We start from the raw sequence: 26519 nt of genomic DNA, 5'->3' as shown, positions 1-26519 counted from the left end.
ACCCCCCCGTTCAATTAATGGGTTCTCGAAATGTTACTTAATGAATGAGAACCATTGTTGGCTGCTCTGCCAACGGGTTAGTCAACCGTTGCCAGGGCTTCAATTTCTACCTTCACATCTTTTGGCAGACGGGCAACTTCAACCAGGCTGCGGGCAGGGAAAGGTACTTTGAAGTACTGCTTGTAGACTTCGTTTATATTGCTGAACTCATCCATATCGCGAACGAATACGGTGACTTTTTTCACCCGGTTCATGCCGCTGCCGGCCGCTTCCAATACCGCTTTCAGGTTTTTCAGGCACTGATGAGCCTGCTGTTTGGTGTCTTCAGATACTTCTCCGGTTTCCGGATCGATTGGCAGCTGGCCAGATGTGAAAACCAGGTTATCAAAGCGCATACCCTGAGAATATGGGCCGATAGCCGGAGGAGCGTCAGGGGTTTCGATCACTTTGTCCATGATGATTAAGCCGCTTTGTTTAAGGGAAAGGGGCGAGATTTTAGAGATGTCGCGTGTGTTTGTCATCGGTTCAAAGTGAATTTAGGGGTTTATTTTTGACCGGTTTCTCAAAGGTCATGACTGTTATGTTTATTCTTCAGGTGTCGTTTTTTGGCAGGTATGCTTTGTGTAGAACTTGATGGCAAGGAGAAAACTCAGCCGAAAAGCCTCGTCCTCAAAACTCCTCTCCATATAGTGTTTTTTGAATTCTGAAAGCTTAATCTGGACTTATATAAACTGTCATGGGTAGATAGCCCGGTTTCCGGATTATGAACATCACGACAGATTTCAAAACTGTCACATTTTTATCGTAAAGTGACATCATGGATACGGATCCTTTTATGACTGACGGATTGTTATCGGCACCTTTGAGTGAGGGTTAAATTATGTGGTTCCAGAAACAGGTTCAGCTGCGTCCCTACCGGAGGGGGTTTCATGTGGTTACGGCCGAAATTATTGGTCAGTTACCGGAGCTGGAGAATTATAAGACAGGGATTTGTCATATCTTTTTACAGCATACTTCTGCTTCACTGACACTCAATGAGAATGCCGACCCCAATGTCCGTCATGATATGGAAGCCTTCAGCAATCATTATATCCCTGAAAATGAAGAGTATTTTCTCCATGTGATAGAAGGCAGTGATGATATGCCGGCCCACATTAAATCCAGCCTGTTTGGTGCCGATGTAATCATTCCAATCACGGACGGTTCGCTGGCTTTGGGTAATTGGCAGGGGATATGGCTGGGGGAACACAGAGACAGTGGCGGAAGTCGTAAGTTAATCATCACTTTACACGGTGAAAGTTATACGTAATGATAAAAAACAAGCAGCAACAATGTATTTTTTATACAGGAGGGTGAGACCAAACTGGCATTTTTACAATGCTGGACTATAACTATAAAAATTGGACAAGAAGTCAATCTCAATATTTCGGAATGGATATTCCGAAAACCAGTACCTAGAGGACATAGCTATGGCACGGAAAAAGCCGACTAAAGCTGCTGCTGGTTTTGATGGCGCTGATATAGGGTTTCTGGGGAGCCGCGACGAACCTGCTGAAGAGAGGACGGTCGAGTCTCGTAAAAAACTCAGGGCAAGTCTGGATGCCCAGGTAGAAGAGTTTTTGAAGAAAGGAGGCCAGATTGAGGAGATTCCATCGAACATTACCGCAGACCCACCGAAAAAGCCCTCCGGTGAATATGGTAACAGACCAATATAGTTTAACCGTTAAAGCCCGGTATTCGCCGGGTTTTTTTTTGAATATATATTTTATACCAGAAGTGCACGACAGCATGGATGCAAGACTGCCCATGAAAAATGATCAGTGAGCGCTTCCAGAAGATTCAAACGACTTCTACCCAATTACCACCGTCGTAAGGCGATAGTTCTCCAATTGGCTCCAGAGACAATTCAAATCTTGCCGCGACGTTATGGAAAGCTTCTTCCGCCGCCGGATCTACCGCGACCAACAGTCCACCGCTGGTTTGGGGATCACAGAGAATGTGTTTCTGTTGCTCGGTAATATTGGCGGCTTTGTGGCCATAGCTGGCATAGTTTCTTTCCGTTCCGCCGGGAATGCAGCCCTGTTGACGATAGGTTTCCACATGAGGAAGAAGTGGCAGTTTGTCGGTATACAGCGTGGCTTTTACCTTGCTGCCTTCACAAACCTCCAGAAGATGGCCAAGAAGACCAAAGCCAGTAACATCGGTGATGGCACTGATGCCATTCAGCAGAGACAGATCGGCACCCATGGTGTTCATTACGCACATGGAGTCACGGGCAATATGCTGGTGCTCCTCCTGCAACAGCTTTTTCTTTTGCGCGGTTGTGAGAATACCAACGCCAAGCGGCTTGGTCAGATAAAGCTTGTGACCCGCCTGGGCCTGATCATTTCTCTTCAGATGCTCAAGGGATACACGACCGGTGACGGCAAGTCCGAAGATGGGTTCAGGGGCGTCGATACTGTGGCCTCCGGCCAGAGGTATACCAGCATCGGCACAGGCCTGACGACCACCGTCTACTACCTGAGCTGCGACTTCCGGCGGTAGCTTGTTAACGGGCCAGCCAAGAATGGCTATGGCCATCAAGGGCGTGCCGCCCATGGCGTAAATATCGCTGATGGCATTGGTGGCAGCGATGCGGCCAAAGTCAAATGGATCATCAACAATAGGCATAAAGAAATCAGTCGTGCTGATGATCCCTTCACCATTGCCCAGGTCAACAACGGCTGCATCATCTTTGCTGGCATTACCTACAACCAGATTAGGAAACTCAGGAAGAGTAAGGTTGGTTTGCAAAATACCGTCAAGAATCTGTGGTGAAATTTTACATCCACATCCCGCACCATGACTGTATTCTGTGAGCTTCAGATCCTTCATTAATACTGCCTCTGAGCTAACGCTTGAAATGCGCGTACTTTAGCACCGCGAACCCTTTTATTAAATGCCTTAAGGGCGAGAAGGTTGCACACATTTGCGGGGCACCCATAGAAAACAGAGGTTTCTAATGTCATTTCTCTGTGATAAAAGGTAATTTTAGACGTCAGTGTAAGTAGCTAGCTGTATAAAACTATACATTTTGGATTACATATTGCTACTCCCCTGGATCAGGTTGATCCAAAGCGAAAGAAGAATAGCGATAATTGATGAATCAGGAGAATCGGATGGGAGCACTAACTTTGCCTTGTTCTTCTATCGATGATTTGCTGCAGCAACAGTCGGCAGCGTTGCAGCAGTGGCTTGCCAGCGGTGATCGCAAGATCGAAGGTCTGGTTGTTCGTAAATTTCCCGCCTGGCTGGAGTCTGATCAATTTATTAAAGCAGGTTCAGGTGCCCAGTTTGATACTGCGCGTTTTCGCCTGATGATGTGTAATAAATATGATATCTGGCGAGTTAATATAGATATGATCTTTCATCCCAGGGTGCGGCTGTTGGATGACGGCTCTACCGCCGGTCCCGGAATATTATTTAATGTGCTGGATGATGAAGATCAGAGTGTTCTTATTGATTATTTTGAGGCAGGTGTTCCTGCCCCGGCGGATTCAATAACGCCGGAGCATTGGTGTACGTACTGGTTTAAGAAGCTGACCAGAAGTCATCACATCAATCGGATTTTCGCTTATAAAGAGTACGAGGCAGAAATTGATTGACTGTTTACCGGTGGTTTTATAGCTGACAGCAGCTTTTTAAACTGAAAAAGCTGCTGAGTAGCATAAGGCGTTATCCACTTTTTGCTTTATCCAGCCATGCCTGGGAAAAGGACTGAAGCATTGGGATAACAACTGCCCAGATAATGGCCAGGATCAACAGCGTCTGCCATAAAGGCTGGGCAAGGGTTACATCACTTATTTTTGACCCGGCCAAATAGCTTAATGGTCCCCCAAGGAAGCCCAGTATGGCTCCGTAGAGTTTGTGGGTTCTGGACCAGTCAAGGCTGTGCCTTAGAGTGGTGGCGAATATCAGCCACAGACAGGCCAGCCAGAGTGGTAAAATACGTCCAGCGTCATCCAGTTGAGAGCTAAACTGCAGGATTTCCAGATTTCCAAGAAAGCTATCGATAGCGCACCCCAGTAAAAAGGTAAGAGCCAGTATTTGTTTTTCCTTATGCCAGTTACCTATCCATAGCAAGTGGATAAAAAGGACTATTACGGCTGCAGCCAGGGCAATTTGATCCCCCCCAAGAACACAGGCAAGCCAGCCAAGCTGGAAAAGCAGATAATTAGCAATCAGTTTTATTTTGTCGTTTGTCATCATTATTAGAACACCAGTGGTCGATAGATAGGGTCCAGTTCTACGGTCAGGATGTCCCGAATGGTTTCCAAAGCGAACTGAACTTTATTGTCACTATCAGGGCTGCTGATACAAAGGCGTACGGCCTGGGGAACTGAGTAGCTGCCAACGGCAAACAGTTCTGACTGGAGCACTTTTACTCCTTTATTGTTCAGATGTCGTACAAAAGTCTCGGCCCGCCAGGGTTCGGGTAGCTTGATCCAGCCATGAAAACTATAAGTTTGTGCCTGCGTGCTATCTCAATGATTCGCTCTCGCCGTTGTATTGGCATAATAAGCGCTGTCGGATTTTGCAGGGATGGCATTAGATACAGCAGTTTCGGGCGGTGTTGCAGGCAGCACTGTTCCAGTGCTTCTGGAATCAGGCCATGCTCATCCATCGGCAAACCTATATGGTGAGTTTGCCATTGCCTTGCCGCATTGATGAACCCCGGATAGGTAAGGGACTCGGAAACGATGGTGTCCCCTGGCCGGGTGGCTGCCTGAAGAGCCATCATATTGCCATGCTGGCCCCCATTGGTGATAAGAATATTGTCTGGATTTACATGGATCGACAGCGTTGCAAGCCATCCGGCAATGATACTGCGATGCCTTTCAAGTCCGGTTTCAGGCAGATAGTCCAGCAGAGAAGTCATGCGCAGAGGGTCTGATGCAATCATTTGCAGCGTCTCGGCCAGTATCTCTTCTCTCGGTGCCGGAACCTGAAGGGGCAGGCTCATATCAATAACCGTAGACTCTGGTTTTTGAGGTACATTGAATTGGGCCTGCTGCCAGACCTTACCGGTGACAAAAGTTCCACTGCCCACTCTGGCGGTAATCAACCGTCGTCTTTCTGCTTCAGCATAGCCCCGGGTAATAGTACCAATGGTTACGTTAAGAACATCGGCAAGCCAGCGATGAGTAGGCAGTTTATCGCCTGAGTGTAATGATCCATTTTTAACGGCCTGCTCGATGGCATCGGCGAGAGCCATATATTTGGGGCCGGAATTGAAGGAAAGGCTTTTCAGCCAGCCCGGGAAGCTTATTTCTTTATCCATTGTCTTTTTATTATGTTTGAAATGATATCTTTGTCATGGTGACAATTTATTAATTGCACGCTTTTTTGTCCATGCATCATACTGCATTGGAACCTTTATATCGTCGTTTGTTTGATTGTATGGGGGCAATTTTCAAGGGCATTATTAAAATTTACAGAGGGAAAAATGAATGAGATAGAGATACTCTGGTTACCATTGGTAGCCTTTGCCTTGAGTTCCAGTATTACACCGGGGCCCAATAATATTATGCTGGCAGCCAGCGGGGTCAATTATGGCTTTGCCAGAAGTATTCCCCACATGCTGGGTGTGTCTATTGGGTTCTTTATTCTGTTTCTTGGGGTTGCATTTGGACTGGGGAGTGTCTTTGAGAGGTATCCACAGCTGAAAACGGGGTTGAAATATATTGGGTCCATGTATCTATTGTGGCTGGCATGGAAGATTGCCACGGCTGCCAGTGTTTCAGAGCAGGCGGACAGTAAAAGACCAATGACTTTTCTTCAGGCCATCAGTTTTCAGTTTGTGAATGTGAAAGCCCTGATGATGGCCGTCAGTAGCGCTGTTGTATTTACATTGCCTGGTGATAACTACACGCTTTCTGTTTTACTGGTTGGGGTGATATTTACTCTAATCAATCTGCCTTGTTGTTCAGTCTGGGTAGTTTTTGGCTCAGGATTGAGGCGATTTCTGAAAAATGAGCAAAGTTTAAGGGCTTTTAACTGGTCTCTGGCTTCACTGACAGCCGCATCGGTTGCGTTATTTTATGTCTGAGAAGCTGTATATTTTTGATCAGCCGGAACCGCTAATCCCGGTTTATAAAAAATGCCAGGTAAGTTGTGGGGTGATCTGTCAACCATTACGTCTACCTCTGAATAAGGGATGATGTTCATGCCCTGCTTCTGAGTCACATCGCAAGCCGTCAGGTGAGCCACCAAAGCACTGGACATCACATTCATCAGCAGATTTCTTCCTGTCATCAATATTAGTTAGTGATCCATCAAAGATGTTACGGTAACTGGCTTGTAGATCTTTGCTGGTAATGTGTTCAGCCAAACCCGGTTCCGAGAGCAGGAATGTTTTGTGCATAATTGTTTCGTTAGGGTCATAAAAAATAACCTTCATGCATTCATCCTGCTTCTTTAATCTCAGAGCCATTACGTGGCCAAATCTTGAATCACCCTGTGTATTAAACAAAAAATTCTTTTCATCGCCAGCAGGTATATTCCAATACTTTTCTACCAGCCCCGAAAGAGCCTCAGAAAATGCTCCCTCGTGGAAATAATATCCATCGGCATAAAAGGATTTGGGAGTAGTTCGGATGTTTTTCAAACCATCTGGAATATAGTGTGCGTCTACTGATGGAAAAAAAGATGTATTTGCAAAGGTTGATTGTATTTTTTTTGGGGTATCTATTGTTTTAAAATTCTCTTTTCCCCGACCAAACACTTTTGTGGCATAAGCCCAGGCGATATGTCGGCAGACTATTTTTCTTCCAGCTGCTACGGTGTCAGTATCAGAGCGACGTACTGTGCAGTTAAGGCACTTTGAGTGCCAGGGTTTAATGGAGTAATACATGGGAATTGGAGCAATACTGCCATCCTGTTTGAAAGCAAGTTTAACCTTAAGTATGCGCCCTTCATCATGCAGTTTGTCTATCTTATTGGAAACATAGCTGGTTGAACTCTTGCAGGCTGACGGGATGTTGATGTTATAAGCACTTAATGGCTTATGGAGTCTTTTGGTAAACCATGCATTTGGGTGTTCTTTCATCAGCTTTTGGGTGTTACCGTCTAAAACGCTGACAGAATAACGGCCAAACAGTGCTTTGATGCCATTAACAAGGGATTTGATGACCCTGATTGGCAGTAAGGATTCTGAATGTCTAAACCATGAATGTGATAGTGCTGACAATACACTTAGCTTGATATGATCCATTACATGATATCCCTTGCTTGATTCTTATGATTCATTTGCTTGAAACCTTTAGAGTACAAAAGTTCTAAAAAGTTCCACGGCTATCCATCAGCTCAGGAAAGAGTGATGTTTTATGTTTGGGAGGCTGTATGTTTTTTATCAGCCGGGATCGCGCATCACGGTTTATGAAAAATGCCAGGTAAGTTATGGGGTGATCTATCAACCAATATCTTTTCTCCATCATGCCCCGAATAAGGGATGATCCAGATGCCCCGGTGCTGCAAGCAACAGGGTAGGTGAGCCACCAAAGAACTGAATATCACATTTATCAGCCGACTTTTTCCTGTCATCAATATTAACAAGTGCTCCATCAAAGAGGTAGCTTGCCCCGAGATCTTCGCCGGTAATGTGTGCAGCCAAACCGGGTTCCGAGAGAAGGATTGTTTTGTGCATGAGTGTAGCGTTAGGGTCGTAAAAAATAACCTTCATGCATCCATCCTGTTTCTTTAATCTCAGGGCCATATGGTGGGATTCTAATTCATCACCTCGTGAATCAATAAGAAAATTCTTTTCATCGCCACAAGCCATATTCCAGTACTTTTCTACCAGCCTCGTAAGAGCCTCTGAAAACTTTCCCTCACGGAAATAATAGCCATCAGCATAATAGGATCTGACAGTAGTTGCGCCGTCTTCTAATCCCTCTGGGTGAAGGTGCGCAACCATTGATGGATTAGCATATGTATTGGCAAAGGTTGTTTGTATTTTTTCCGGGGTGTTTATTGTTTTAAAAGTATCTTTTCCCCGACCAAACACTTTTGTGGCATAAGCCCAGGCGAAATGTCGGCAGACAATTTTTGCTCCGGGTGCTTTGGTGTCAGTATCAGAGCGGTGGGCTTTACCATTAAGGCATATGGGGGAGCAGGTATTATCGGAGTTATACATGGGGATTGGGACAACACTGCCATCCTGCTTGAAAGCGAGTTTAACCTGAAGCCTACGCCCTTCATCATGCAGTTTGTCTGTCTTATTGGAAACATAGCCGGTTGGGTGCTTGCAGGCTGACGGGATGCTAATGTTATAAGCACTTAATGGTTTATGGAGTATTTGGGTAAACCGTGCATTTGGATGTTCTTTCATCAGCTGTTGGGTGTTACCGTATAAAACGCTGACAGAATAACGACCAAACAATGCCTTGATACCATTAACAAGGCATTTTATAGCCCTGATTAGCAGTAAGGATTCTGAATGTCTGTACCATGAATGTGATAGTGCTGAAAAAACACTAAGCTTGATTTGATCCATTACATGATATCCCTTGTTTGATTCTCATGATTCATTTGCTTGGAACTTTTAGAGGACAAAAGTTTTAAAAAGTTCCAAGGCTATCCCTCAGCTCAGGAAAGAGTGATGTTTTATGTTTGAGAGGTTGTATATTTTTTATAAGCCGGGAGCGCTAATCCCGGTTTATAAAAAATGCCAGGTAAGTTGTGGGGTGATCTGTCAACCATTACGTCTACCTCTGAATAAGGGATGACGTTCATGCCCTGCTGCTGATAAACATCGCAAGTCGTCAGTTGATCCACCAAAGCACTGGACATCACATTCATCAGCAGATTTCTTCCTGTCATCAATATTAATTAGTGCTCCATCAAAGATGTTACGGTAACTGTCTTGTAGATCTTTGCCGGTAATGTGTGCAGCCAAACCTGGTTCTGAGAGCAGGAAGGTTTTGTGCATAAGTGTTTCGTTAGGGTCATAAAAAATAACCTTCATGCATCCATCCCGCTTCTTTAATCTCAGGGCCATTGCGTGGCCCGAGCCTTTATCAACTTTTGACCGAAAATAGAAATTCTTTTCATCGCCAGCAGGCATATTCCAATACTTTTCTACCAGTCCCGAAAGAGCCATAGAAAACGCTCCCTCGTGGAAATAATATCCATCGGCATAAAAGGATCTGTTAGTAATTGGGCCTTTTTTTATTCCATCTGGATTACGGAGCGCATGCCTTAAAGGAATATCAGGTGTATTTGCAAAGATTGACTGTATCTTTTTTGGGGTGTTTATTCTTTTAAAAGTCTCTTTTCCCCGACCAAACACTTTTGTGGCATAAGCCCAGGCGATGTGTCGGCAGTTTATTTTTTCTCCAGGTGCGACGGTGTCAGTATCAGAGCGACGCGCTGAGCCATTAAGGCACTTGGAGTGCCAGGGTTTAATGGAGTAATACATGGGGATTGGAGCAATACTGCCATCCTGTTTGAAAGCAAGTTTAACCTTAAGTCTACGCCCTTCATCATGCAATTTATCTATCTTATTGGAAACATAGCTGGTTGAACTCTTGCAGGCTGACGGGATGCTGATGTTATAAGCACTTATTGGCTTATGGAGTCTTTGGGTAAACCATGCATTTGGGTGTTCTTTCATCAGCTTTTGGGTGCTACCGTCTAAAACGCTGACAGAATAAGGACCAAACAGTGCCTTGATGCCATTAACAAGAGATTTTATGACCCTGATTGGCAGTAAGGATTCTGAATGTCTGCACCATGAATGTGATAGTGCTGGCAGAACACCAAGTTTGATATGATCCATTACATGATATCCCTTGCTTGATTCTTATGATTCATTTGCTTGAAACTTTTAGAGTATAAAAGTTCTAAAAAGTTCCACGGCTATCCTTCAGCTCAGGAAAGAGTGGTGTTTTATGTTTCAGAGGTTGTATATTTTTTATAAGCCGGGACCGCTAATCCCGGTTTATAAAAAATGCCAGGTAAGGTTATGTGGTGATCTATCAATCAGTTTCTCTTCTCGGCAGGAATCGGGGATGATCGATATGCCCAAGAGCAAGTGCATTCATCCGGAACTGATAATATGAGCCACCAAAAAACTGGATATTACACTCATCAACAGACCTCTTCCTGTCATCAATATTAACAAGAGCTCCTTCATCAAAGAAGATACTGGGTCCAAGATCTTCAATGGTAATGTGTGCAGCCAAACCGGGTTCCGAGAGAAGGAATGTTTTGTGCATGAGTGTATAGTTAGGGTCGTAAAAAATAACCTTCATGCACCCATCCTGCTTCTTTAATCTCAGGGCCATTATGTGGCCAATTATATTGTTCCCTCGTGTCTCAAAAAGAAAATTCTTTTCATCGCCATTCGCCATATTCCAGTGGTTTTCTACCAGCCTCGTAAGAGCCTCAGGAAACATTTCCTTCAAGAAATAATATCCATCAGCATAATAAGTTCTTTCAGTTTTTGGGCCCTCAAGGTACGCATCCTTTGATGGAGTATCAGGTGTATTGGCAAAGGTTGACTGTATTTTTTCCGGGGTAGCTACTTTATCAAAATCTTTTCTCCGGCCAAACACTTTTGTGGCATAAGCCCAGGTGAAATGATCGCAGCTTATTTCTTTTCCAGGCGCTACGGTGTCAGTATCAGAGCGGTGGACTTGACAATTAAGGTTTATGGGGGGGTAGGAATTATCGGAATTATAGATGGGGATTGGGGCAACACTGCCATTCTCATTGAAAGCCAGTTTAACCAGCATTCCGCGCCTTTCTTTGTATAGTTTTTCTATTTTATTGGAAATATAGGGAGTTGAACTCTTACAGGCTGACGGAATGCTAATATCAAAGACATTTAATGGTTTGCGGAGTTTTTGGGTATACAATGCATCTGGGTGTTCTTTCATCAGCTTTTGGGTATTACTGTCTAAGGCGCTGACAGAAAAACGGCCAAAATAGGCCTTGATGCCATTAACAAGACATTTTATTGCCCTGATTGGCAGTAAGGATTCTGTATTTTTGTGCCATGTATATAAAAGTGCTGACTGAGCATTCAGTTTGATTTGATCCATTACGTAATATCCCTGTGTTATTTAATTTTTATAATTAATTTGTCTAAAACCTTAGAGTGCAAAAGTACTAATAAGTTCCGTGGCTGTTCCCCTTTTCAGAAAAGAGTGAAGTTTGTTGTTGCAGGCAGGATGGTTTGATGGGGGGTATTTATTGGGTTTAGTTGGAAAGTTGTGTGCTTGTCATAGGAAAGCAGGTGCCAGTTTGGAAGATCGGAGAAGGTTTTTTTTAACCCGGAGGTCATGTTTTAACTGGTCTATGGCTTCACTAACAGACATTTCGGTAGTGCTGTTTTATGTTTGAGAGGCTGTATGTTTTTTATAAGCCGGGATCGCTTATCCCGGTTTATAAAAAATGACAGGTAAACTATGTGGTGATCTATCAATCAGGAGCTCGTCTGAATAAGGGATGATCTATATGCCCGGGTTCTAAAAGCAGCGAGGAAGGTGGGCCACCAAAGAACTGGATATCACATTCATCAGCAGATTTCTTCCTGTCATCGATATTAACGAGTGCTCCATTAAATAGGAAGCTCGCTCCAAGATCTTCAACAGTAATGTGTGCAGCCAAACCGGGTTCTGAGAGAAGGATTGTTTTGTGTATGAGTGTACCGTTAGGGTCGTAAAAAATAACCTTCATGCATCCATCCTGCTTTTTTAATCTCATGGCCATATCGTGGCCAGCTAATTCTTTATCTTTTCGTGAACCAAAAAGAAAATTCTTTTCATTACCAGCAGCCATATTCCAGTACTTTTCTGTCAGCATCGTAAGAGCTTCAGAAAACTTTCCCTCACGGAAATAATATCCATCAGCAAAATAAGATTTTTTTGTAATTGGGCCATTTTCTAATCCATCTGGATTATGGTGCACACATGATGAAGGACGATCAGGTGTATTTGCAAAGGTTGACTGTATTTCTTTCGGGGTAGCTACTTTATGAAAATCTTTTCTCCGACCAAACACTTTTGTGGCATAAGCCCAGGCGAAATGTCGGCAGACTATTGTTTTTCCAGGTGCTACGGTGTCAGTATCAGAGCGGTGGACTTGACAATTAAGGTTTATCGGGGGGTAGGAATTATCGGAATTATAGATGGGGATTGGGGCAACACTGCCATTCTCATTGAAAGCCAGTTTAACCAGCATTCCGCGTCCTTCTTTATACAGTTTTTCTATTTTATTGGAGATATAGGTGGTTGAGCTTTTACAGGCTGACGGAATGCTAATATCAAAGACATTTAATGGTTTATGGAGTTTTTGGGTATACAGTGCATCTGGGTGTTCTTTCATCAGCTTTTGGGTGTTACTGTCTAAGGCGCTAACAGAAAAACGACCATAATATGCCTTGATGCCATTAATAAGGCATTTAATGGCCCTGATTAGCAGTAAGGAATCTGCATTTTTGTGCCATGTATATAAACGTGCGGCTTGAGCATCCAGTTTGATTTGATCCATTACGAAATATCCCTATGTTATTTAATTCTTATGATTAATTTGCTTAAAACCTTTAGAGTACAAAAGTACTAATAAGTTCCGTGGCTGTTCCCCTTTTCAGAAAAGAGTGAAGTTTGTTGTTGCAGGCAGGATCGTTTGGTGAGTATCTATTTAAAGGATTTTGTGCTCGAGGCCCCACCGGCATACGCCATAAAACTTAGAGATCATGGTGCATGACGGTAGGTTCGGGTGTCGGCTTCTTCAGGTGCCGACCTGCATGGTCAGCCTCTTGGTACACGGTTTCAATGTAATTGATGGGTTCTTTTTATATGGCGTACAAACTCCGTTCTTCCTGAGTGTCCTTCGACCCCGTTCAGGATGCAGGGTCGAAGGGTCTAAGCTCCATACCCTGAATAAAGACTGTGCCAATCACCCTTCGACTCCGCTCAGGGTGAACGGAGATTATACACCTCAAACTCATTGAAATGGTGTGCTAGTCTCCCAGGAACGCCTTATAAGCCTCATTCTCATTTTCAGACCAGTAGCGGTAGCCAATGGCATCAAGATATTCCGGGATATGCTGGTGCTCCTCTTCCGGGACATCCAGGCCTATCGCAACCCGTCCATAGGCCGCTCCGTGGTTGCGATAGTGGAACATGGTGATATTCCAGCGCTGGCCCAGTTTGCTCAGGAAGTTTAATAAGGCTCCCGGGCGCTCCGGGAATTCAAACCGGTAAACCTGTTCATTGGTGACCGCTTCGCTATGCCCGCCCACCATGTGCCGAACATGGAGTTTGGCCATTTCATTGTCGGTCAGGTCAACCACGGGGTAGCCGTGCTGCTGGAGTTCATTAACCAGACGGTCGATGGGCATCTGATCAGGGTGGACCTGAACTCCGACAAAGATTCTGGCTTTGTCCGGGTTATGGTAGCGATAGTTAAACTCGGTGATATTTCTGCGGCCCAGCAGTTCACAGAACTGTTTAAAGCTTCCGGGTTGTTCCGGAATGGTAACAGCGATGATCGCTTCCCGCTTTTCACCCAGCTCTGTGCGTTCCGAGACATAGCGCAAACGGTCAAAGTTGATGTTGGCTCCGCTGTCAACGGCCAGCAGGGTTTGGCCCCGGACCTTGTCCCGACTGACATACTTCTTCATACCGGCAATGCCCAGGGCACCGGCAGGCTCACAGACAGAGCGGGTATCATCAAAGATATCCTTGATCGCGGCACAGATTTCGTCGGCGGTGACGGTGATGACCTCGTCAATACACTCCCGGCAGATCCTGAATGTCTCTTCACCGATCTGTGCCACCGCTACACCATCGGCAAAGATGCCCACATGGGGCAGGACAACCCGTTCACCCGCATCAAGCGCCGCCTTCAGGCAGGCCGACTCTTCAAATTCAACACCGATGACTTTGACGTCGGGCCGCAGGTACTTGATATAGGCGCTGATACCTGCCGCCAGACCACCGCCGCCCACCGGGATGAACACCGCATCCAGGGCACCGGTCTGTTGACGCAGGATCTCCATGCCGATAGTGCCCTGACCTGCGATGGTATCTATATCATCATAAGGGTGAATAAAGGTGTAGCCGTGCTTTTCAACCAGGGTAAAAGAGTGAGCCAGAGCCTGGTCAAAAGCGTCGCCATGCAGTACGACCCTGGCCCCGTAAGCCCGTACCGACTTCACTTTGATCTCGGGGGTGGTGACCGGCATGACGATGGTGGCCTTGATCCCCATTTCCCGGGAGGCCAGGGCTACTCCCTGGGCATGATTTCCGGCCGAAGCGGCAATAACGCCACGTTCTTTTTCTGCCGTTGTGAGCTGGGCCAGCTTGTTGTAAGCGCCCCGAATTTTGAAGGAGAATACTGGTTGTAAGTCTTCCCGCTTCAGGAGAACCCGGTTATCCAGGCGCTGACTGAGAAAGCGGGCCTCATCAATCGGGGTTTCGATGGCGACATCATAGACCCTGGCTTCCAGTATTTTTCGAATATAACGGTGTGGCATGCTGTCCTGCTGGTGTCTTCTGTTAGCTTTATTGAGTTCAGGCAGTGCTGCGAAGCTCTCATTCTATAGGAATAAGCTTCAGGATGGCACTCGTCCAATTTGCCGGAAAATGGTGTAATATACGGCGCGTTTTCAGCCCTATTAACCGCTCAGTATTATCAGGAAACCCCATGAATCAGGATCAGCTCAAAAAGGCCACCGCCGAAGCCGCATTGCAATATATCCTGCCCCATCTGGAAAAAGATATGGTGATCGGTATTGGTACCGGTTCTACTGCGCGCTTTTTTATTGATGCGCTGGCTGAGTACAAGGATGATTTTGATGGCTGTGTCTCCAGCTCTGAGGCATCTACCGAGCAGCTGAAATCCCATGGTATTCCTGTTTATGATCTGAATACGGTGTCTGACCTGCGCTTTTATATTGATGGGGCAGATGAAGCCAATGAACATCTTCACCTGATTAAAGGAGGTGGTGCGGCACTGACCCGGGAAAAGATCATTGCAGCGGTAGCCAGAGAGTTCATTTGCATTGCCGATGAGAGCAAGGCGGTGGGTGTGCTGGGTGAATTCCCATTGCCAGTGGAGGTCATTCCCATGGCTCGCAGTCATGTTGGCCGTGAGCTGGTAAAGCTGGGAGGCGATCCTGCCTACCGCGAAGGGGTTGTGACTGATAATGGTAACGTGATTCTGGATGTCTGGAATATGAAGATTCTGGACCCGGTTGCACTGGAACAAAAAATCAATGGCATCGTTGGTGTGGTGACCAATGGTCTGTTCGCCTGTCGTCCTGCTGATGTGCTGCTGTTGGGTACAAACGACGGTGTTAGAGCAATTACCGGCAAATGATTAAAGCGGGTTCTCTGGAACAGCTGTGATCTTTAGTTATTGATAGGTGGATTCCGCTGTTGCCATAAAAAACCGCAATATTAGGCTGGATCGAATAGAAAAAATCCTTAATATAGCTATTGCTAATAATAAAAATGCTTGGCGACCTGCGTTGAGCGTAGTGAATGCTCTGTAAACTCAGGCATGAAAAACAACAATAAAGAGTGACTGACATGCTGAAATCATTCAATAAAAAAATGGCAGTCTTGACTGCCGCAGTGGCACTGGGCAGTGCATCCATCGCATCCGCAGAAGATACCATCAAAATCGCCCTGGCAGGCCCGGTAACCGGACCAGTTGCCCAGTACGGCGATATGCAGTTTATTGGTGCCAAAATGGCCATTGAGCAGATTAACCAGGCGGGTGGCGTCAATGGCAAGGAGTTGGAAGGGGTTGTCTTCGATGATGCCTGTGACCCCAAGCAAGCCGTAGCGGTTGCCAACAGGATTGTAAACGACGATATACGATTTGTTGTCGGTCATCTCTGTTCTTCTTCAACTCAGCCTGCTTCTGATATTTATGAAGATGAAGGTGTCTTGATGATCACCGCTGCCTCAACCAGCCCGGACATCACCACCCGTGGCTATGAGCTGATTTTCAGAACCATTGGTCTGGACAGCATGCAGGGGCCAACGGCTGCGAAATACATCATTGATGCGGTAAAACCACAGAAAATGGCGGTGATTCACGACAAGCAGCAGTACGGAGAAGGCCTGGCCTCCAGTGTTCGTGACGAAGTTCAGAAGGCCGGAGTTAACGTTGCACTTTATGAAGGTGTAACGGCCGGCGACAAAGACTTCTCTGCCCTAATTGCCAAGCTCAAGAAAGAGGATGTCGATTTCGTTTATTACGGTGGTTATCACCCTGAGCTGGGCCTGATTTTGCGCCAGAGTGCAGAGAAGGGGCTGGATGTTAAGTTCATGGGGCCTGAAGGTGTCGGCAACAAGGATATCTCTGCCATTGCCGGTGAGGCCTCAGAAGGCTTGCTGGTCACTCTGCCCAAGAGTTTTGACCAGGATCCGGCCAATGCCCGGTTGGTGGAGGCATTCAAGGCCAGGAGTGAAGATCCTTCCGGCCCGTTTGTCTTTCCCGCTTACTCTGCAGTGCAGGTCATGGCAGATGGCATGAAGCTGTCCGCCAGTGAAGACCCTGAGAAAGTTGCCGGCAGCCTGCGTGCCAATAACTTCAAAACACCAACCGGTGACCTTGGCTTTGATGGCAAGGGTGACTTGAAGGACTTCAGCTTTGTCGTTTATCAGTGGCATTCTGATGGCAGCAAAACTGCCCTGACCAAGTGATCGGAACAGTGCCCTGCCTGCATGGGCAGGGTATCAATAAAGGAAATAGTGCAGTCTAATAACCAGACGGCACCAGTCTAACAATGAGAAAGCAGTAAAAGGCCTGCAGGGAGTGCAGAACGCCATAAGCGTTATTGCAACATGCGGGCCTTTTTTATGGATTCGACCATGCCTGAGTCAGCCTATTATTTTATCCAGCAATTGCTGAACGGCCTTACTGTCGGGAGCACCTATGCCCTGATAGCCATCGGTTACACGATGGTCTATGGCATCATTGGAATGATCAACTTTGCCCACGGCGAGATATATATGATCGGCAGCTATGTTGCCTTTGCCGTGCTGGCCGGTCTTGCCTTGATGGGGGTTGACAGTATTGCCCTGATGCTGGCCGCCGCCTTTATCATCAGCATTATTATTACCAGTACTTATGGCTTTGCCGTTGAGCGTGTGGCCTATCGACCATTAAGAAACAGTAATCGACTGATTGCCCTGATCTCGGCAATTGGTATGTCGATTTTTCTGCAGAACTATGTCCGTATCGCCCAGGGCTCGAGAGATGTCGCAATGCCCAGCCTGATTACCGGTGGCTGGACGTTTGGGCCCGCTGATGCGTTTAATGTCACTCTGTCGTACATGCAGGTGGTGATTTTCATTATTACGTTTATCACCATGACACTTCTGACGCTGTTTATTTCCAAATCAAGGATGGGGCGTGCATGCCGGGCATGTGCAGAAGACCTGGGCATGACCCGGCTGCTTGGCATCAATACCAACCAGGTTATCTCCCTGACCTTTATTATCGGTGCGGCACTGGCGGCAGTGGCCGGTGTTTTACTGGGGCTCTACTACGGCGTTATTAACCCCTATATCGGTTTTCTGGCGGGTTTGAAAGCGTTTACAGCGGCGGTTCTTGGTGGCATCGGCAGTATTCCGGGAGCTGTGCTTGGCGGCCTGATTCTTGGTGTTACCGAAGCGTTTACCGCTGGGTATTTCAGTAGCGAATATAAAGACGTCGTCGCCTTTAGTTTGCTGGTACTGATTCTGTTATTCCGACCTTCAGGGATTCTCGGCAAGCCGGAGGTAGAAAAGGTATGAATAGTCAGTCATCTACCACACTGCGCTGGTTTCCCGCTTTTATGGCAACCGGAGCGCTGTTGCTGCTTGCTGTGTTAATGCTCGGGGTTCAGCTATCCACTGAAAATACAGAGTTGGTCGTTTACTTTGCGGCCAGTGAACGGTGGCAGCTGATTCTTGCCGGTGCTGTTCTGGTTTTCCTGGTTCAGTTATTCCGCAACCCCATCTCTGCTTTCTGGCAGGGAGCCAAAAAACACAACCCACTACCGCAGGTTCAGCTGCCATCACTGGATGACAATAAACCTCTGAAGCGGCTGCTGATCAGTTTTGCCGTGGCCGGGCTGCTGGTCTGGCCTTTCTTTGTTTCCCGTGGTGCGGTGGACCTGGCAACGCTGGCGCTTATTTATGTCATGCTTGGTCTGGGCCTTAACGTGGTTGTTGGTCTGGCAGGTCTTCTGGATCTTGGTTATGTGGGCTTCTATGCCGTTGGAGCATACAGCTATGCGCTGTTGAGCCAATACTTTGGTCTCGATTTCTGGAGCTGTCTGCTGATTGGCGGTGTTATGGCGGCATTCTTCGGCTTTATCCTGGGGTTTCCGGTATTAAGGCTTCGTGGAGACTACCTGGCCATTGTTACCCTTGGCTTTGGCGAGATTATTCGTATTTTGCTGAATAACTGGACCTCAATTACCGGAGGGCCGAACGGGATCAGTCAGATTCCAAAACCAACGTTGTTTGGTCTGGAATTTTCCCGGCGAGCCAAAGAAGACGGCAATGTACCATTTCACGAGTTCTTCGGGATTGACTACAGCAGCGGCTATAAAGTGATTTTCCTTTATATCCTGGCGCTGCTTCTGGTGCTGTTAACGCTCTACATTATTAATCGCCTGTTAAGAATGCCGATTGGCCGGGCCTGGGAAGCACTTCGGGAAGATGATATTGCCTGTCGCTCACTGGGTTTGAATCCAACAGCCATCAAACTGTCGGCCTTTACCATCGGTGCGGCGTTTGCCGGATTTGCCGGTACTTTCTTTGCGGCCCGGCAGGGTTTTATCAGTCCGGAGTCTTTTACCTTTATTGAGTCAGCCATCATCCTTGCGATTGTGGTCCTGGGAGGCATGGGGTCACAGATGGGCGTTATTCTTGCCGCCATTATCATGACCGTACTGCCCGAGTTTGCCCGGGAGTTTCAGGAGTACCGGATGCTGATGTTTGGCCTGATGATGGTGTTGATGATGATGTGGCGTCCGGAAGGATTGATGCCCATGAAACGTCCACATCTGACGTTGAAAGATCATCCGTCGGATAAAAAAGATGATGCTTCTGTTAATCGTCAGCCCATTGCTGAAAGCGTTTAATCTGCAGGGAGTTATAAGATGAGTCAGTGTTTGCTGGAAGCATCGGATCTCAGTATGCGCTTTGGCGGTCTGCTGGCCGTGGATCAGATGGCGCTCAAAGTTCGTAAAGGCGAAATTGTCTCCATGATTGGCCCGAACGGTGCCGGGAAAACGACAGTGTTTAATTGTCTGACCGGCTTCTATAAGCCAACCGGAGGGAAGATTATTTTTCAGGGCCAGGCGGTAGAAAAGCTGCCTGGCTTTAAAATCGCCCGTTTGGGTGTGGTGCGAACTTTTCAGAATGTGCGGTTGTTTAAAGCCATGACGGTTCTGGAAAATCTGTTGGTGGCCCAGCACCGTCATTTAAACACAGGGTTGTTGGCCGGGCTGTTTAAAACACCTTCGTTTCGCAAGAGTGAGGCCGAAGCGATGGAGCGGGCCGCTTACTGGCTGGATAAAGTGGGCCTGACTGAGTTTGCCAATCGTGAAGCCGGAAACCTGGCCTACGGTCAGCAGCGACGACTGGAAATTGCCCGCTGTATGGTGACCGACCCACAACTGTTGATGCTGGATGAGCCCGCTGCTGGACTGAACCCTAATGAAACCCGGGAGCTGGATAAGTTGATTTCCGATCTCAGGAAAAATCATGGTGTGTCAGTGCTGCTTATTGAACACGACATGAAACTGGTAATGGAAATCTCGGACCGGATCTATGTTATTAATCAGGGGAGGCCCCTGGCATCCGGAACACCGGAAGCGGTGCGCAATCATCCTGAAGTGATCAAAGCTTACCTGGGGGAGTCCTGATGAATAACGATAAACCACTGCTAAGCCTTGAGCATGTTTCTACCTTTTATGGCCAGATTCAGGCACTGGATGACGTGAGTGTAGAGATCCGGGCCGGTGAAATTGTGACGTTAATTGGTGCCAATGGTGCGGGAAAAACCTCTCTGCTGATGACACTCTGTGGTGATCCACGGGCGAGCAGTGGACAGATCTTTTATGGTGGGCGGGACATTACCCGGGACGATACGGCGAATATCATGCGCTCCGGTATCGCCCTGGTGCCGGAAGGTCGGCGTGTCTTCTCCCGGCTTACCGTGGAAGAAAATCTTAGCATGGGTGGCTTTTTCACCGATGAGCAGGATTATCGTCAGCTGTATCGCCATGTTCTTGAGCTGTTTCCACGTCTTGAGGAGCGCCTCACCCAGCGGGCAGGCACTATGTCCGGAGGTGAACAACAGATGCTGGCCATAGCAAGGGCACTGATGAGTAAGCCCAGGTTATTATTGCTGGATGAACCATCACTGGGCCTGGCTCCTATCGTGATTCAGCAGATTTTTGACATTATTGCCAGGCTGAGGGATGAAGGAATGACGATCTTTCTGGTTGAGCAAAATGCCAACCAGGCGCTGAAGCTGGCAGATCGCGGCTATGTGCTTGAAAATGGGAAGATTGTTCTGCATGACTCCGGACAGGCTCTGCTAGTGAATAAATCTGTCCAGGAGGCCTATCTGGGAGGGTGATTGCGGTATTTTCCTTTGATGTCTGAAGGGATTGCCATACGCGGCTTTGAGAGAACTTCTATCAATGGCTCCCGAGCTCTGTTCGTCCTGAGCGTCCTTCGACCCCGCTCAGGATGCACGGTTGAAGGGCGTAAGCACCATACCCTGAATAAAGACTGTGCTAATCACCCTTCGACTCCGCTCAGGGTGAACGGAGATTGTACACATCAAACTTATCGAAATGATGATGTACCAGCAGGAGCCGCTTTGGTTTCAATAGGTTAACTGGGTAAAGCTCTAGTATCAGCCATATTTTGGAATCAAAATAACAATTTAAATTTTTAATAGTAATTAAAATTATCATTATTTTTTATTTATTCATTTGAAATCAATCTGTTAATGGCGTGGTAGTTCTGGTTAAAAGGCCACGTTCCCAGTACTATACTTTCCCTATAACTGAACCAGCAGTACAAGGAAGTGCATCATGAAACCTGAATACGATAAGCTGACCACACCGGAAGTATTGATGTTAGCCAGCTCACTGAGCGTTTTGGCGGGTTCACTGGTTACCCTTGGAATGCTGATTCAGTAGTCATCCGGCAATATCAGGGTTAAGTCTACGGTTACAAAGACCTGGCGAGTGCCCGCCAAGGTTTTTACCAGTCCAAAACAACACTCTCCTCCAAATCATCAGCATACCCTCTGGTGACTTCATCTTGATTTATAACCACCTGCAGCAGTCATCTCTGTGATGGATTTTTCTTTGGTTCTTATGGCACCAAACCCTAAGTTTTTTGTGCAATTTAACGATGATTAAGAGATGGAAAAGCTCCAGATTCCATCCTTTGCTAAAGCACAGAGATCAGGCCATGAGTTCAGAATCACCCAGTGAAAACAGTCAGCGAAAGACGGGTGGCCTGGCACTCACGCTTTTTCTCTGGTTTATTGTTTTATCCATTGGGCCTGTTGTGATTGTTGGGCTGAATGAGTACAAGACCGGAAAAGAAGCCATTATCAAAGATCGTTATGATCAGCTTTCATCAGTAAATTTTCAGTTAACTCAACGCATTAATGAATACTTTGATACGGTGTTAACCAATTTATTCATTATGGCATCATCTTCCGAAGCATTTATTACCGAACTGGTGCTGGCTCCCGGCTTTAAAAGCCAGCCGGTTTCTGAGTTTATTAATTCCAGGGAATACGGGGATATCTATGAAAAGTACTCCATGGAGTATGTGGATTTCCTGCGATTCTATGACTACTCCGATGTGATTCTGGGCGATGCGGCAGGCAATATTCTCTTCACAGTGAATGAATACAGTGATTTAGGCAAAAACCTGTTCTCTTCAGAACTGGAAAATACGTTGTTTTCCCAGGCTGTTAAAGCCAGCCTGAATGATCAGCAGCCAAAGTATGCCGACCTTGCTGCCTACCCGCCCATAGGCAATGAGAAAGTCATCTTTTTAATATTACCGCTGGCGGATTCTTTCCAGAAAGCGGTGGGTTTTATTGCGGTGCAGATTCACCCGAAGAATATTCAGGTGATGTTTGATAAAGGTGAGTCCAGTGACGTCGGTCTCTCGTCGTTTCTTGTCGGTAAGGATCGTAAAATTCGCTTTGGTACCCGGTTTGAAAATCAGGAACAGCTTAAATTTGGCGATGATAATCCGCTGATTAACCTGTGGTTAAGCCATCTTGAGGATGATGGGAGCTACAGAGAGGAAGAAGGCCATTTCGGAGGATTTTCAGCAGATAATGGTCATGCTTTTGAGTCTATTGGCCAGCATGAGCATGATCTGGAATCCATTTCAGAAAGTCTTGACGCTTTAAATCTGGACGAGCAGGACGTGTTCGGTCGGGCGGCTAAAGCGAGCTTGAACCATATTCGCAGCTACATTCATGGTGAAGAAGTTCTGGGGATTTATCTGCCAATCAATATTGCCGGAACCCCTATGGTCATCCTTTCAGAAGTAACGCACCGGCATGCTTTTTCCTCAGTTCAGGACTTTCAAAAACGTCTTTTTGTGCTTATCGCCATCACTTTTGCCCTGGTGGTGGTTATTGCTCTGTTTGTTACCCGACAACTGGTGAAGCCCATCCGCCGGATCACCCGGTGGGTCAATCGAGTCGCCGCAGGTGACTACGCCGAAGGGACTGTCCTGAACGGTAATAATGAGATCAGCGAACTCAGTCGCAGTTTTGCCCAGATGACCGAAAGGTTGCGTACCGTCAGTGCGGAAAATACCCGGAAAAACTGGCTTCAGGAAGGTATGGCCGGGCTGTACAACAGTGTGCGTGGTGAGCAGGCAATGGCTGAGCTGTGTCGTAACATTGTGACTTATATTGCCCGCTATCTGGATATGCATTCCGGTGCCATGTTTGTAAAAGATGATAACAACCGGCTGCAGTTGATGGGCACCTATGCCTGGAGTAAACGCAATCAACAGGCAAAGTCTTTTGCCATGGGTGAGGGGCTGATTGGTCAGGCAGCATTGGAAAGGGAAACGATGGAGATAGCCGATGTACCCGATGGCTATCTTGAAATTGAGTCCGGACTGGGCTCTGCCGGGCCGACTCATCTGATCATTGTCCCGCTGTGCTATGAAAATGATCTGAAAGGGGGCGTTGAGTTTGCACGGCTTGGTCCAATGACGGATGAGCAGCGCCTGTTTCTGCAACATTCTGTTGAAAGTATTGCCATTGCCATTAACTCTGCCCAGTATCGAACCCGGGTTAATCAGCTGCTTGATACCACCACCCAGCAATCAGAAGCACTAAAGGAACAAAAAGAAGAGCTGCGTTCGGTTAATGAAGAGCTGGAAAATCGGGCCGGTATTCTGGAAGAGTCTGAAGAAGAGCTGAAAGCCCAGAGTGAGGAGCTGCAGAAATCCAATGCCGAACTGGAAGAACTCAGCGAACAGTTGATGCTCCAGAAAGAAGAGATTGAGAGAAAGAATAAAGATATTGAGCTGTCCAGTAAAAAGATAACGGAAAAGGCGGAGGAGCTTGCCCGGGCCAGTCAATATAAATCTGAATTTCTTGCCAATATGTCCCATGAGCTGCGCACGCCCCTGAATTCTTTATTGCTCCTTTCCCAGATGCTGGCAGAAAACGACGAAGGTAACCTGACAGAGGACCAGGTGGAGTCTGCACAGGTGATCTATAACGGTGGTAAAGAGTTACTCGAGCTGATCAACGACATTCTTGATCTGTCCAAGGTTGAAGCGGGAAAAATGTCGGTCAACCTTGATGATACGCCCCTGAATGAGATCAAAGGCAGTATTGAAGCCATGTTTAACCCGCTGGCAGAAAGCCGTGGCCTGCAATTTCAGATCAGCATAGAGAGCGGTACCAGCCGGTCTGTTTTCACTGATAGCCAGCGGCTAATGCAAATTATTAAGAACTTCCTTTCTAACGCGTTCAAATTTACCGAGAAAGGCAGTGTTCAGGTAAGGATGTTTAATGAAACCCGCCCTGGCCATTTTTCAGACGACACCTGGACTGGTTTTGCTATTAAAGATAGCGGGATCGGGATTCCCAAAGAGAAGCAGGAATCGATTTTTGGCTCATTCCAGCAGGCCGATGGGTCTACCAGCCGAAAATATGGCGGCACCGGGCTTGGTCTGGCGATCTCCAGAGAGATGGCAGAACTTCTGGGGGGCTTTATTGAGCTGGACAGCAAGGAGGGCGAAGGAACTACCTTTACCCTGTTCCTGCCGACTAATCCCGTGTGTTCTCTTGGTCCTGAGAAAGTACTGGCAGAAAACTATGTGTCCGATGTGTTTGACCAGTCTATGGGAGCGTCAGAGGCTCCTGCTCAAAAGCCAGAAATAAATAATGCGCCCCAGGAGGCGGAGTTATCTGTGCCTGCGGCATCGTTTGATTACCAGCTGCTGGTTATTGAAGATGATCCTCACTTTGTCACCATTCTTGGTCAACTGGCGGGTAAACATCACTTTGGCTGTATGCATGCAGAAACAGGAGAGCAGGGAATTGCCCTGGCCCGACAACATCAACCATCGGCCATTATTCTGGATTTAGGCTTGCCGGATATGGATGGGCAGGAGGTGCTTGCTCAGTTAAAAGGCGATGAGTCAACCAGGCATATTCCGGTGCATATTGTTTCGGGTCGGGATCCTGAGTTGGTTTCCAGTCTTGGCGCTATTGGTTATTTGAGAAAGCCGGTGACGGTTACCGATATTGATCAAGCGTTTTTGACCCTTGGGCAGGCCATTAGTCAGGAAATTCACGATGTACTGATTCTTGATCTGGATGAAGAGCAAAGATCCCTGGTAGGCAGCATGCTGGAGCAAAAAGAGCTCCATGTAGGGTATGCCAGTACCGCAGAAGAAGCTGAGAAGAGGCTTGTTGATCAACAGTGGCATTGCCTGATTATGGATCTGGAGCTCGGAGAAGTGCGAGGGTTGGAGTTCCTGGAAAAAATGACAGGCAAATTGGGATCAGATATGCCGTCAGTGGTGATTCACACCGCGCAACCTGTCGATAAGACTGAGCACTCCCGGCTGCAGGAATTCACCAATGCCATGGTGATGAAAGGTGATAGAGCCCTGGAAAGAATCACGGATGAAGTCAGCCTGTTCTTGCATACCGTTAATAAGGATCAGGTGAATGATACGCCCGAAGAGCCGGTGGCCGGGTCAGAGAAGCGTCTTGATGGACACAAGATCCTGCTGGTTGATGATGACTTGAGAAATACCTTTGCCCTTTCCAAAGCCCTTCAGGGCATGGGGCTGGAAGTTGTACTGGCAGACAACGGCAAAAATGCGATCAGCAAGCTTGAGGAAGAAGACGGCATTGAGCTGGTGTTAATGGATATTATGATGCCCATTATGGATGGCTATGAAGCCACCGCCACTATTCGGCAAATGAATGAATTCAAAGATCTTCCGGTGATCGCCCTGACCGCCAAGGCCATGGCGGGTGACAAGGCCAAATGCCTTGAGGCAGGCGCCAATGATTACATGACCAAACCGCTGGATATGGACAAGCTGACAGCAATGCTGAAGGTGTGGCTGCTGCGATGATGGAGACTTGCCCGGTAGCGGATCTGGAACTCGACTTACTGCTGGACGCTGTCAAGAAGCACTATGGCTATGACTTTCATGACTATGCCAAAGCATCCATGATCCGTCGGGTAAGAAAATACATGGAGCAGAGCGGCATCAACCATATCAGTGAGTTGATTCCCTTGTTCCTGCACGATCAACGGGCATTTTATCGCTTTGTGAAAAGTATTTCCGTTGTGGTGACGGAAATGTTTCGGGACCCGGATGTGTTTAAAGTCTTGAGGGAAGAGGTCATTCCTGTGCTCAAGACTTACCCGTTTATCAAGATATGGCATGCAGGGTGTGCATCCGGTCAGGAAGTCTACTCTATGGCGATCCTGTTGGCAGAGGAAGGGATACTGGATCGTTGTCAGATTTACGCCACGGACTTCAATGATGATGCTCTGAATCTGGCCAAAAAGGGGATTTATCCGGCAGAAGATATTGAACTTTATGAAAACAATTACCGCCTTGCCGGTGGGAAGCATAAGCTCAGTGATTATTTGGTCAGCCTCTATGATTCAATCAAGGTCAACAGTCGTTTATCGGAACGGCTGACCTTTGCCAATCACAATCTGGTGACGGATGGGGTTTTTGGCGAAATGCATTTGGTGATGTGCCGCAATGTACTGATTTATTTCAATGAGCAGTTGCAGGACAGGGCGTTAACTCTGATTCACGACAGTTTATGCCCGAGGGGATTTCTCTGTATCGGGCGCAGAGAGAACCTGAAGTTCAGCCAGATCAGTGAGCATCTTGAAGATGTCAGTAATAAGCTGCGAATTTACAGGAAGCTGGGCTCGTGAATTCAGTCGGCTGACAGAATCA

The 26519-nt window shown here is 47.0% G+C and carries 23 protein-coding genes; 12 read left to right on the top strand and 11 right to left on the bottom strand.

The features are described from left to right. Positions 1 to 77: 77 nt before the first annotated feature. Positions 78 to 455 carry a RidA family protein gene (locus ACO6V1_RS13770; RefSeq protein ID WP_422462116.1) on the bottom strand — a complete coding sequence of 126 codons (378 nt, stop codon included), beginning with the start codon at positions 453 to 455 and terminating at the stop codon, positions 78 to 80. A gap of 425 nt (positions 456 to 880) precedes the next feature. Here ACO6V1_RS13770 and ACO6V1_RS13765 point away from each other — a divergent pair, with 425 nt between their 5' ends. Further along, positions 881 to 1309 (top strand): secondary thiamine-phosphate synthase enzyme YjbQ, encoded by a 429-nt coding sequence (locus tag ACO6V1_RS13765; RefSeq protein WP_422446720.1) that lies wholly within the window; start codon positions 881 to 883, stop codon positions 1307 to 1309. Between the two features lie 160 nt (positions 1310 to 1469). Next, complete coding sequence (locus ACO6V1_RS13760) at positions 1470 to 1715, top strand: hypothetical protein (RefSeq protein ID WP_206679310.1); 246 nt, start codon at positions 1470 to 1472, stop codon at positions 1713 to 1715. A gap of 124 nt (positions 1716 to 1839) precedes the next feature. Here the strand turns inward: ACO6V1_RS13760 and selD are convergent, their stop codons facing one another. Further along, complete coding sequence (selD, locus tag ACO6V1_RS13755) at positions 1840 to 2874, bottom strand: selenide, water dikinase SelD (RefSeq protein ID WP_422446718.1); 1035 nt, start codon at positions 2872 to 2874, stop codon at positions 1840 to 1842. Positions 2875 to 3158: 284 nt separating this feature from the next. On the opposite strand from selD, the gene ACO6V1_RS13750 reads away from it, so the two are divergent. Continuing rightward, positions 3159 to 3644, top strand: a complete 486-nt coding sequence (locus tag ACO6V1_RS13750) for a hypothetical protein (RefSeq protein ID WP_422446716.1) — start codon at positions 3159 to 3161, stop codon at positions 3642 to 3644. A 70-nt stretch (positions 3645 to 3714) separates the two neighbouring features. Here ACO6V1_RS13750 and ACO6V1_RS13745 read toward each other — a convergent pair whose 3' ends face one another. From ACO6V1_RS13745 to ACO6V1_RS13735, 3 genes are read right to left on the bottom strand one after another with little or no spacing between them, the layout of a single operon-like run. Continuing rightward, positions 3715 to 4248, bottom strand: coding sequence for a DUF2878 domain-containing protein (locus tag ACO6V1_RS13745; RefSeq protein WP_422446714.1), 534 nt, complete (start codon positions 4246 to 4248; stop codon positions 3715 to 3717). Positions 4249 to 4250: 2 nt separating this feature from the next. Continuing rightward, the gene (locus ACO6V1_RS13740; protein WP_422446712.1) at positions 4251 to 4418 is read right to left on the bottom strand and encodes a hypothetical protein; all 168 of its coding nucleotides are present in this window, start codon (positions 4416 to 4418) and stop codon (positions 4251 to 4253) included. Positions 4419 to 4435: 17 nt separating this feature from the next. Next, entirely contained in the window at positions 4436 to 5320 is an 885-nt protein-coding gene (locus ACO6V1_RS13735; protein ID WP_422462109.1) for a PLP-dependent aminotransferase family protein, read from the bottom strand. 165 nt (positions 5321 to 5485) lie between these two features. Here ACO6V1_RS13735 and ACO6V1_RS13730 point away from each other — a divergent pair, with 165 nt between their 5' ends. Further along, entirely contained in the window at positions 5486 to 6088 is a 603-nt protein-coding gene (locus ACO6V1_RS13730) for a LysE family translocator (RefSeq protein WP_422467219.1), read from the top strand. Between the two features lie 78 nt (positions 6089 to 6166). On the opposite strand, the gene ACO6V1_RS13725 is transcribed toward ACO6V1_RS13730, so the two are convergent. From ACO6V1_RS13725 to ilvA, 6 genes are all read right to left on the bottom strand, one after another. Beyond that, entirely contained in the window at positions 6167 to 7252 is a 1086-nt protein-coding gene (locus tag ACO6V1_RS13725) for a hypothetical protein (protein ID WP_422467217.1), read from the bottom strand. A gap of 219 nt (positions 7253 to 7471) precedes the next feature. Next, on the bottom strand, positions 7472 to 8533 hold the full coding sequence (locus ACO6V1_RS13720; RefSeq protein WP_422464018.1) for a ShET2/EspL2 family type III secretion system effector toxin: 1062 nt from the start codon (positions 8531 to 8533) through the stop codon (positions 7472 to 7474). Between the two features lie 198 nt (positions 8534 to 8731). Next, positions 8732 to 9817 (bottom strand): hypothetical protein, encoded by a 1086-nt coding sequence (locus tag ACO6V1_RS13715; protein WP_422446702.1) that lies wholly within the window; start codon positions 9815 to 9817, stop codon positions 8732 to 8734. Between the two features lie 199 nt (positions 9818 to 10016). After that, the gene (locus tag ACO6V1_RS13710) at positions 10017 to 11084 is read right to left on the bottom strand and encodes a ShET2/EspL2 family type III secretion system effector toxin (RefSeq protein WP_422467215.1); all 1068 of its coding nucleotides are present in this window, start codon (positions 11082 to 11084) and stop codon (positions 10017 to 10019) included. 379 nt (positions 11085 to 11463) lie between these two features. Next, a complete protein-coding gene (locus tag ACO6V1_RS13705; RefSeq protein ID WP_422467213.1) occupies positions 11464 to 12534 on the bottom strand; it encodes a ShET2/EspL2 family type III secretion system effector toxin in 1071 nt (356 codons plus the stop codon). Positions 12535 to 13006: 472 nt separating this feature from the next. Further along, complete coding sequence (gene ilvA, locus ACO6V1_RS13700; RefSeq protein WP_422467223.1) at positions 13007 to 14569, bottom strand: threonine ammonia-lyase, biosynthetic; 1563 nt, start codon at positions 14567 to 14569, stop codon at positions 13007 to 13009. Between the two features lie 125 nt (positions 14570 to 14694). Between ilvA and rpiA the strand changes: the two genes are divergently transcribed. From rpiA to ACO6V1_RS13660, 8 genes are all read left to right on the top strand, one after another. Beyond that, complete coding sequence (gene rpiA, locus ACO6V1_RS13695) at positions 14695 to 15369, top strand: ribose-5-phosphate isomerase RpiA (protein WP_422467211.1); 675 nt, start codon at positions 14695 to 14697, stop codon at positions 15367 to 15369. A gap of 212 nt (positions 15370 to 15581) precedes the next feature. Beyond that, positions 15582 to 16706 carry a branched-chain amino acid ABC transporter substrate-binding protein gene (locus ACO6V1_RS13690; protein WP_422446694.1) on the top strand — a complete coding sequence of 375 codons (1125 nt, stop codon included), beginning with the start codon at positions 15582 to 15584 and terminating at the stop codon, positions 16704 to 16706. Between the two features lie 168 nt (positions 16707 to 16874). Continuing rightward, positions 16875 to 17801 carry a high-affinity branched-chain amino acid ABC transporter permease LivH gene (gene livH / locus ACO6V1_RS13685; RefSeq protein WP_422459574.1) on the top strand — a complete coding sequence of 309 codons (927 nt, stop codon included), beginning with the start codon at positions 16875 to 16877 and terminating at the stop codon, positions 17799 to 17801. Then, on the top strand, positions 17798 to 19138 hold the full coding sequence (locus tag ACO6V1_RS13680) for a high-affinity branched-chain amino acid ABC transporter permease LivM (protein ID WP_422446690.1): 1341 nt from the start codon (positions 17798 to 17800) through the stop codon (positions 19136 to 19138). The genes livH and ACO6V1_RS13680 overlap by 4 nt, the downstream gene beginning before the upstream one ends. Before the next feature lie 18 nt (positions 19139 to 19156). Further along, a complete protein-coding gene (gene livG / locus ACO6V1_RS13675; RefSeq protein ID WP_422446688.1) occupies positions 19157 to 19924 on the top strand; it encodes a high-affinity branched-chain amino acid ABC transporter ATP-binding protein LivG in 768 nt (255 codons plus the stop codon). A gap of 17 nt (positions 19925 to 19941) precedes the next feature. Further along, on the top strand, positions 19942 to 20643 hold the full coding sequence (locus ACO6V1_RS13670) for an ABC transporter ATP-binding protein (RefSeq protein ID WP_422467221.1): 702 nt from the start codon (positions 19942 to 19944) through the stop codon (positions 20641 to 20643). 848 nt (positions 20644 to 21491) lie between these two features. After that, positions 21492 to 25670, top strand: coding sequence for a response regulator (locus tag ACO6V1_RS13665; RefSeq protein WP_422467209.1), 4179 nt, complete (start codon positions 21492 to 21494; stop codon positions 25668 to 25670). Next, positions 25667 to 26497: a CheR family methyltransferase gene (locus ACO6V1_RS13660; protein WP_422446684.1), complete on the top strand. Its 831-nt coding sequence runs from the start codon at positions 25667 to 25669 to the stop codon at positions 26495 to 26497. Before ACO6V1_RS13665 ends, ACO6V1_RS13660 begins: the two co-directional genes overlap by 4 nt. Positions 26498 to 26519: the final 22 nt, after the last annotated feature.

The organism is Endozoicomonas sp. ALC013, assembly GCF_049310205.1.
In the GTDB taxonomy this organism is placed as follows: domain Bacteria; phylum Pseudomonadota; class Gammaproteobacteria; order Pseudomonadales; family Endozoicomonadaceae; genus Endozoicomonas.
The sequence above is the reverse complement of the archived record's forward strand: the minus strand, read 5'-3'. Positions and strand labels throughout refer to the sequence as shown.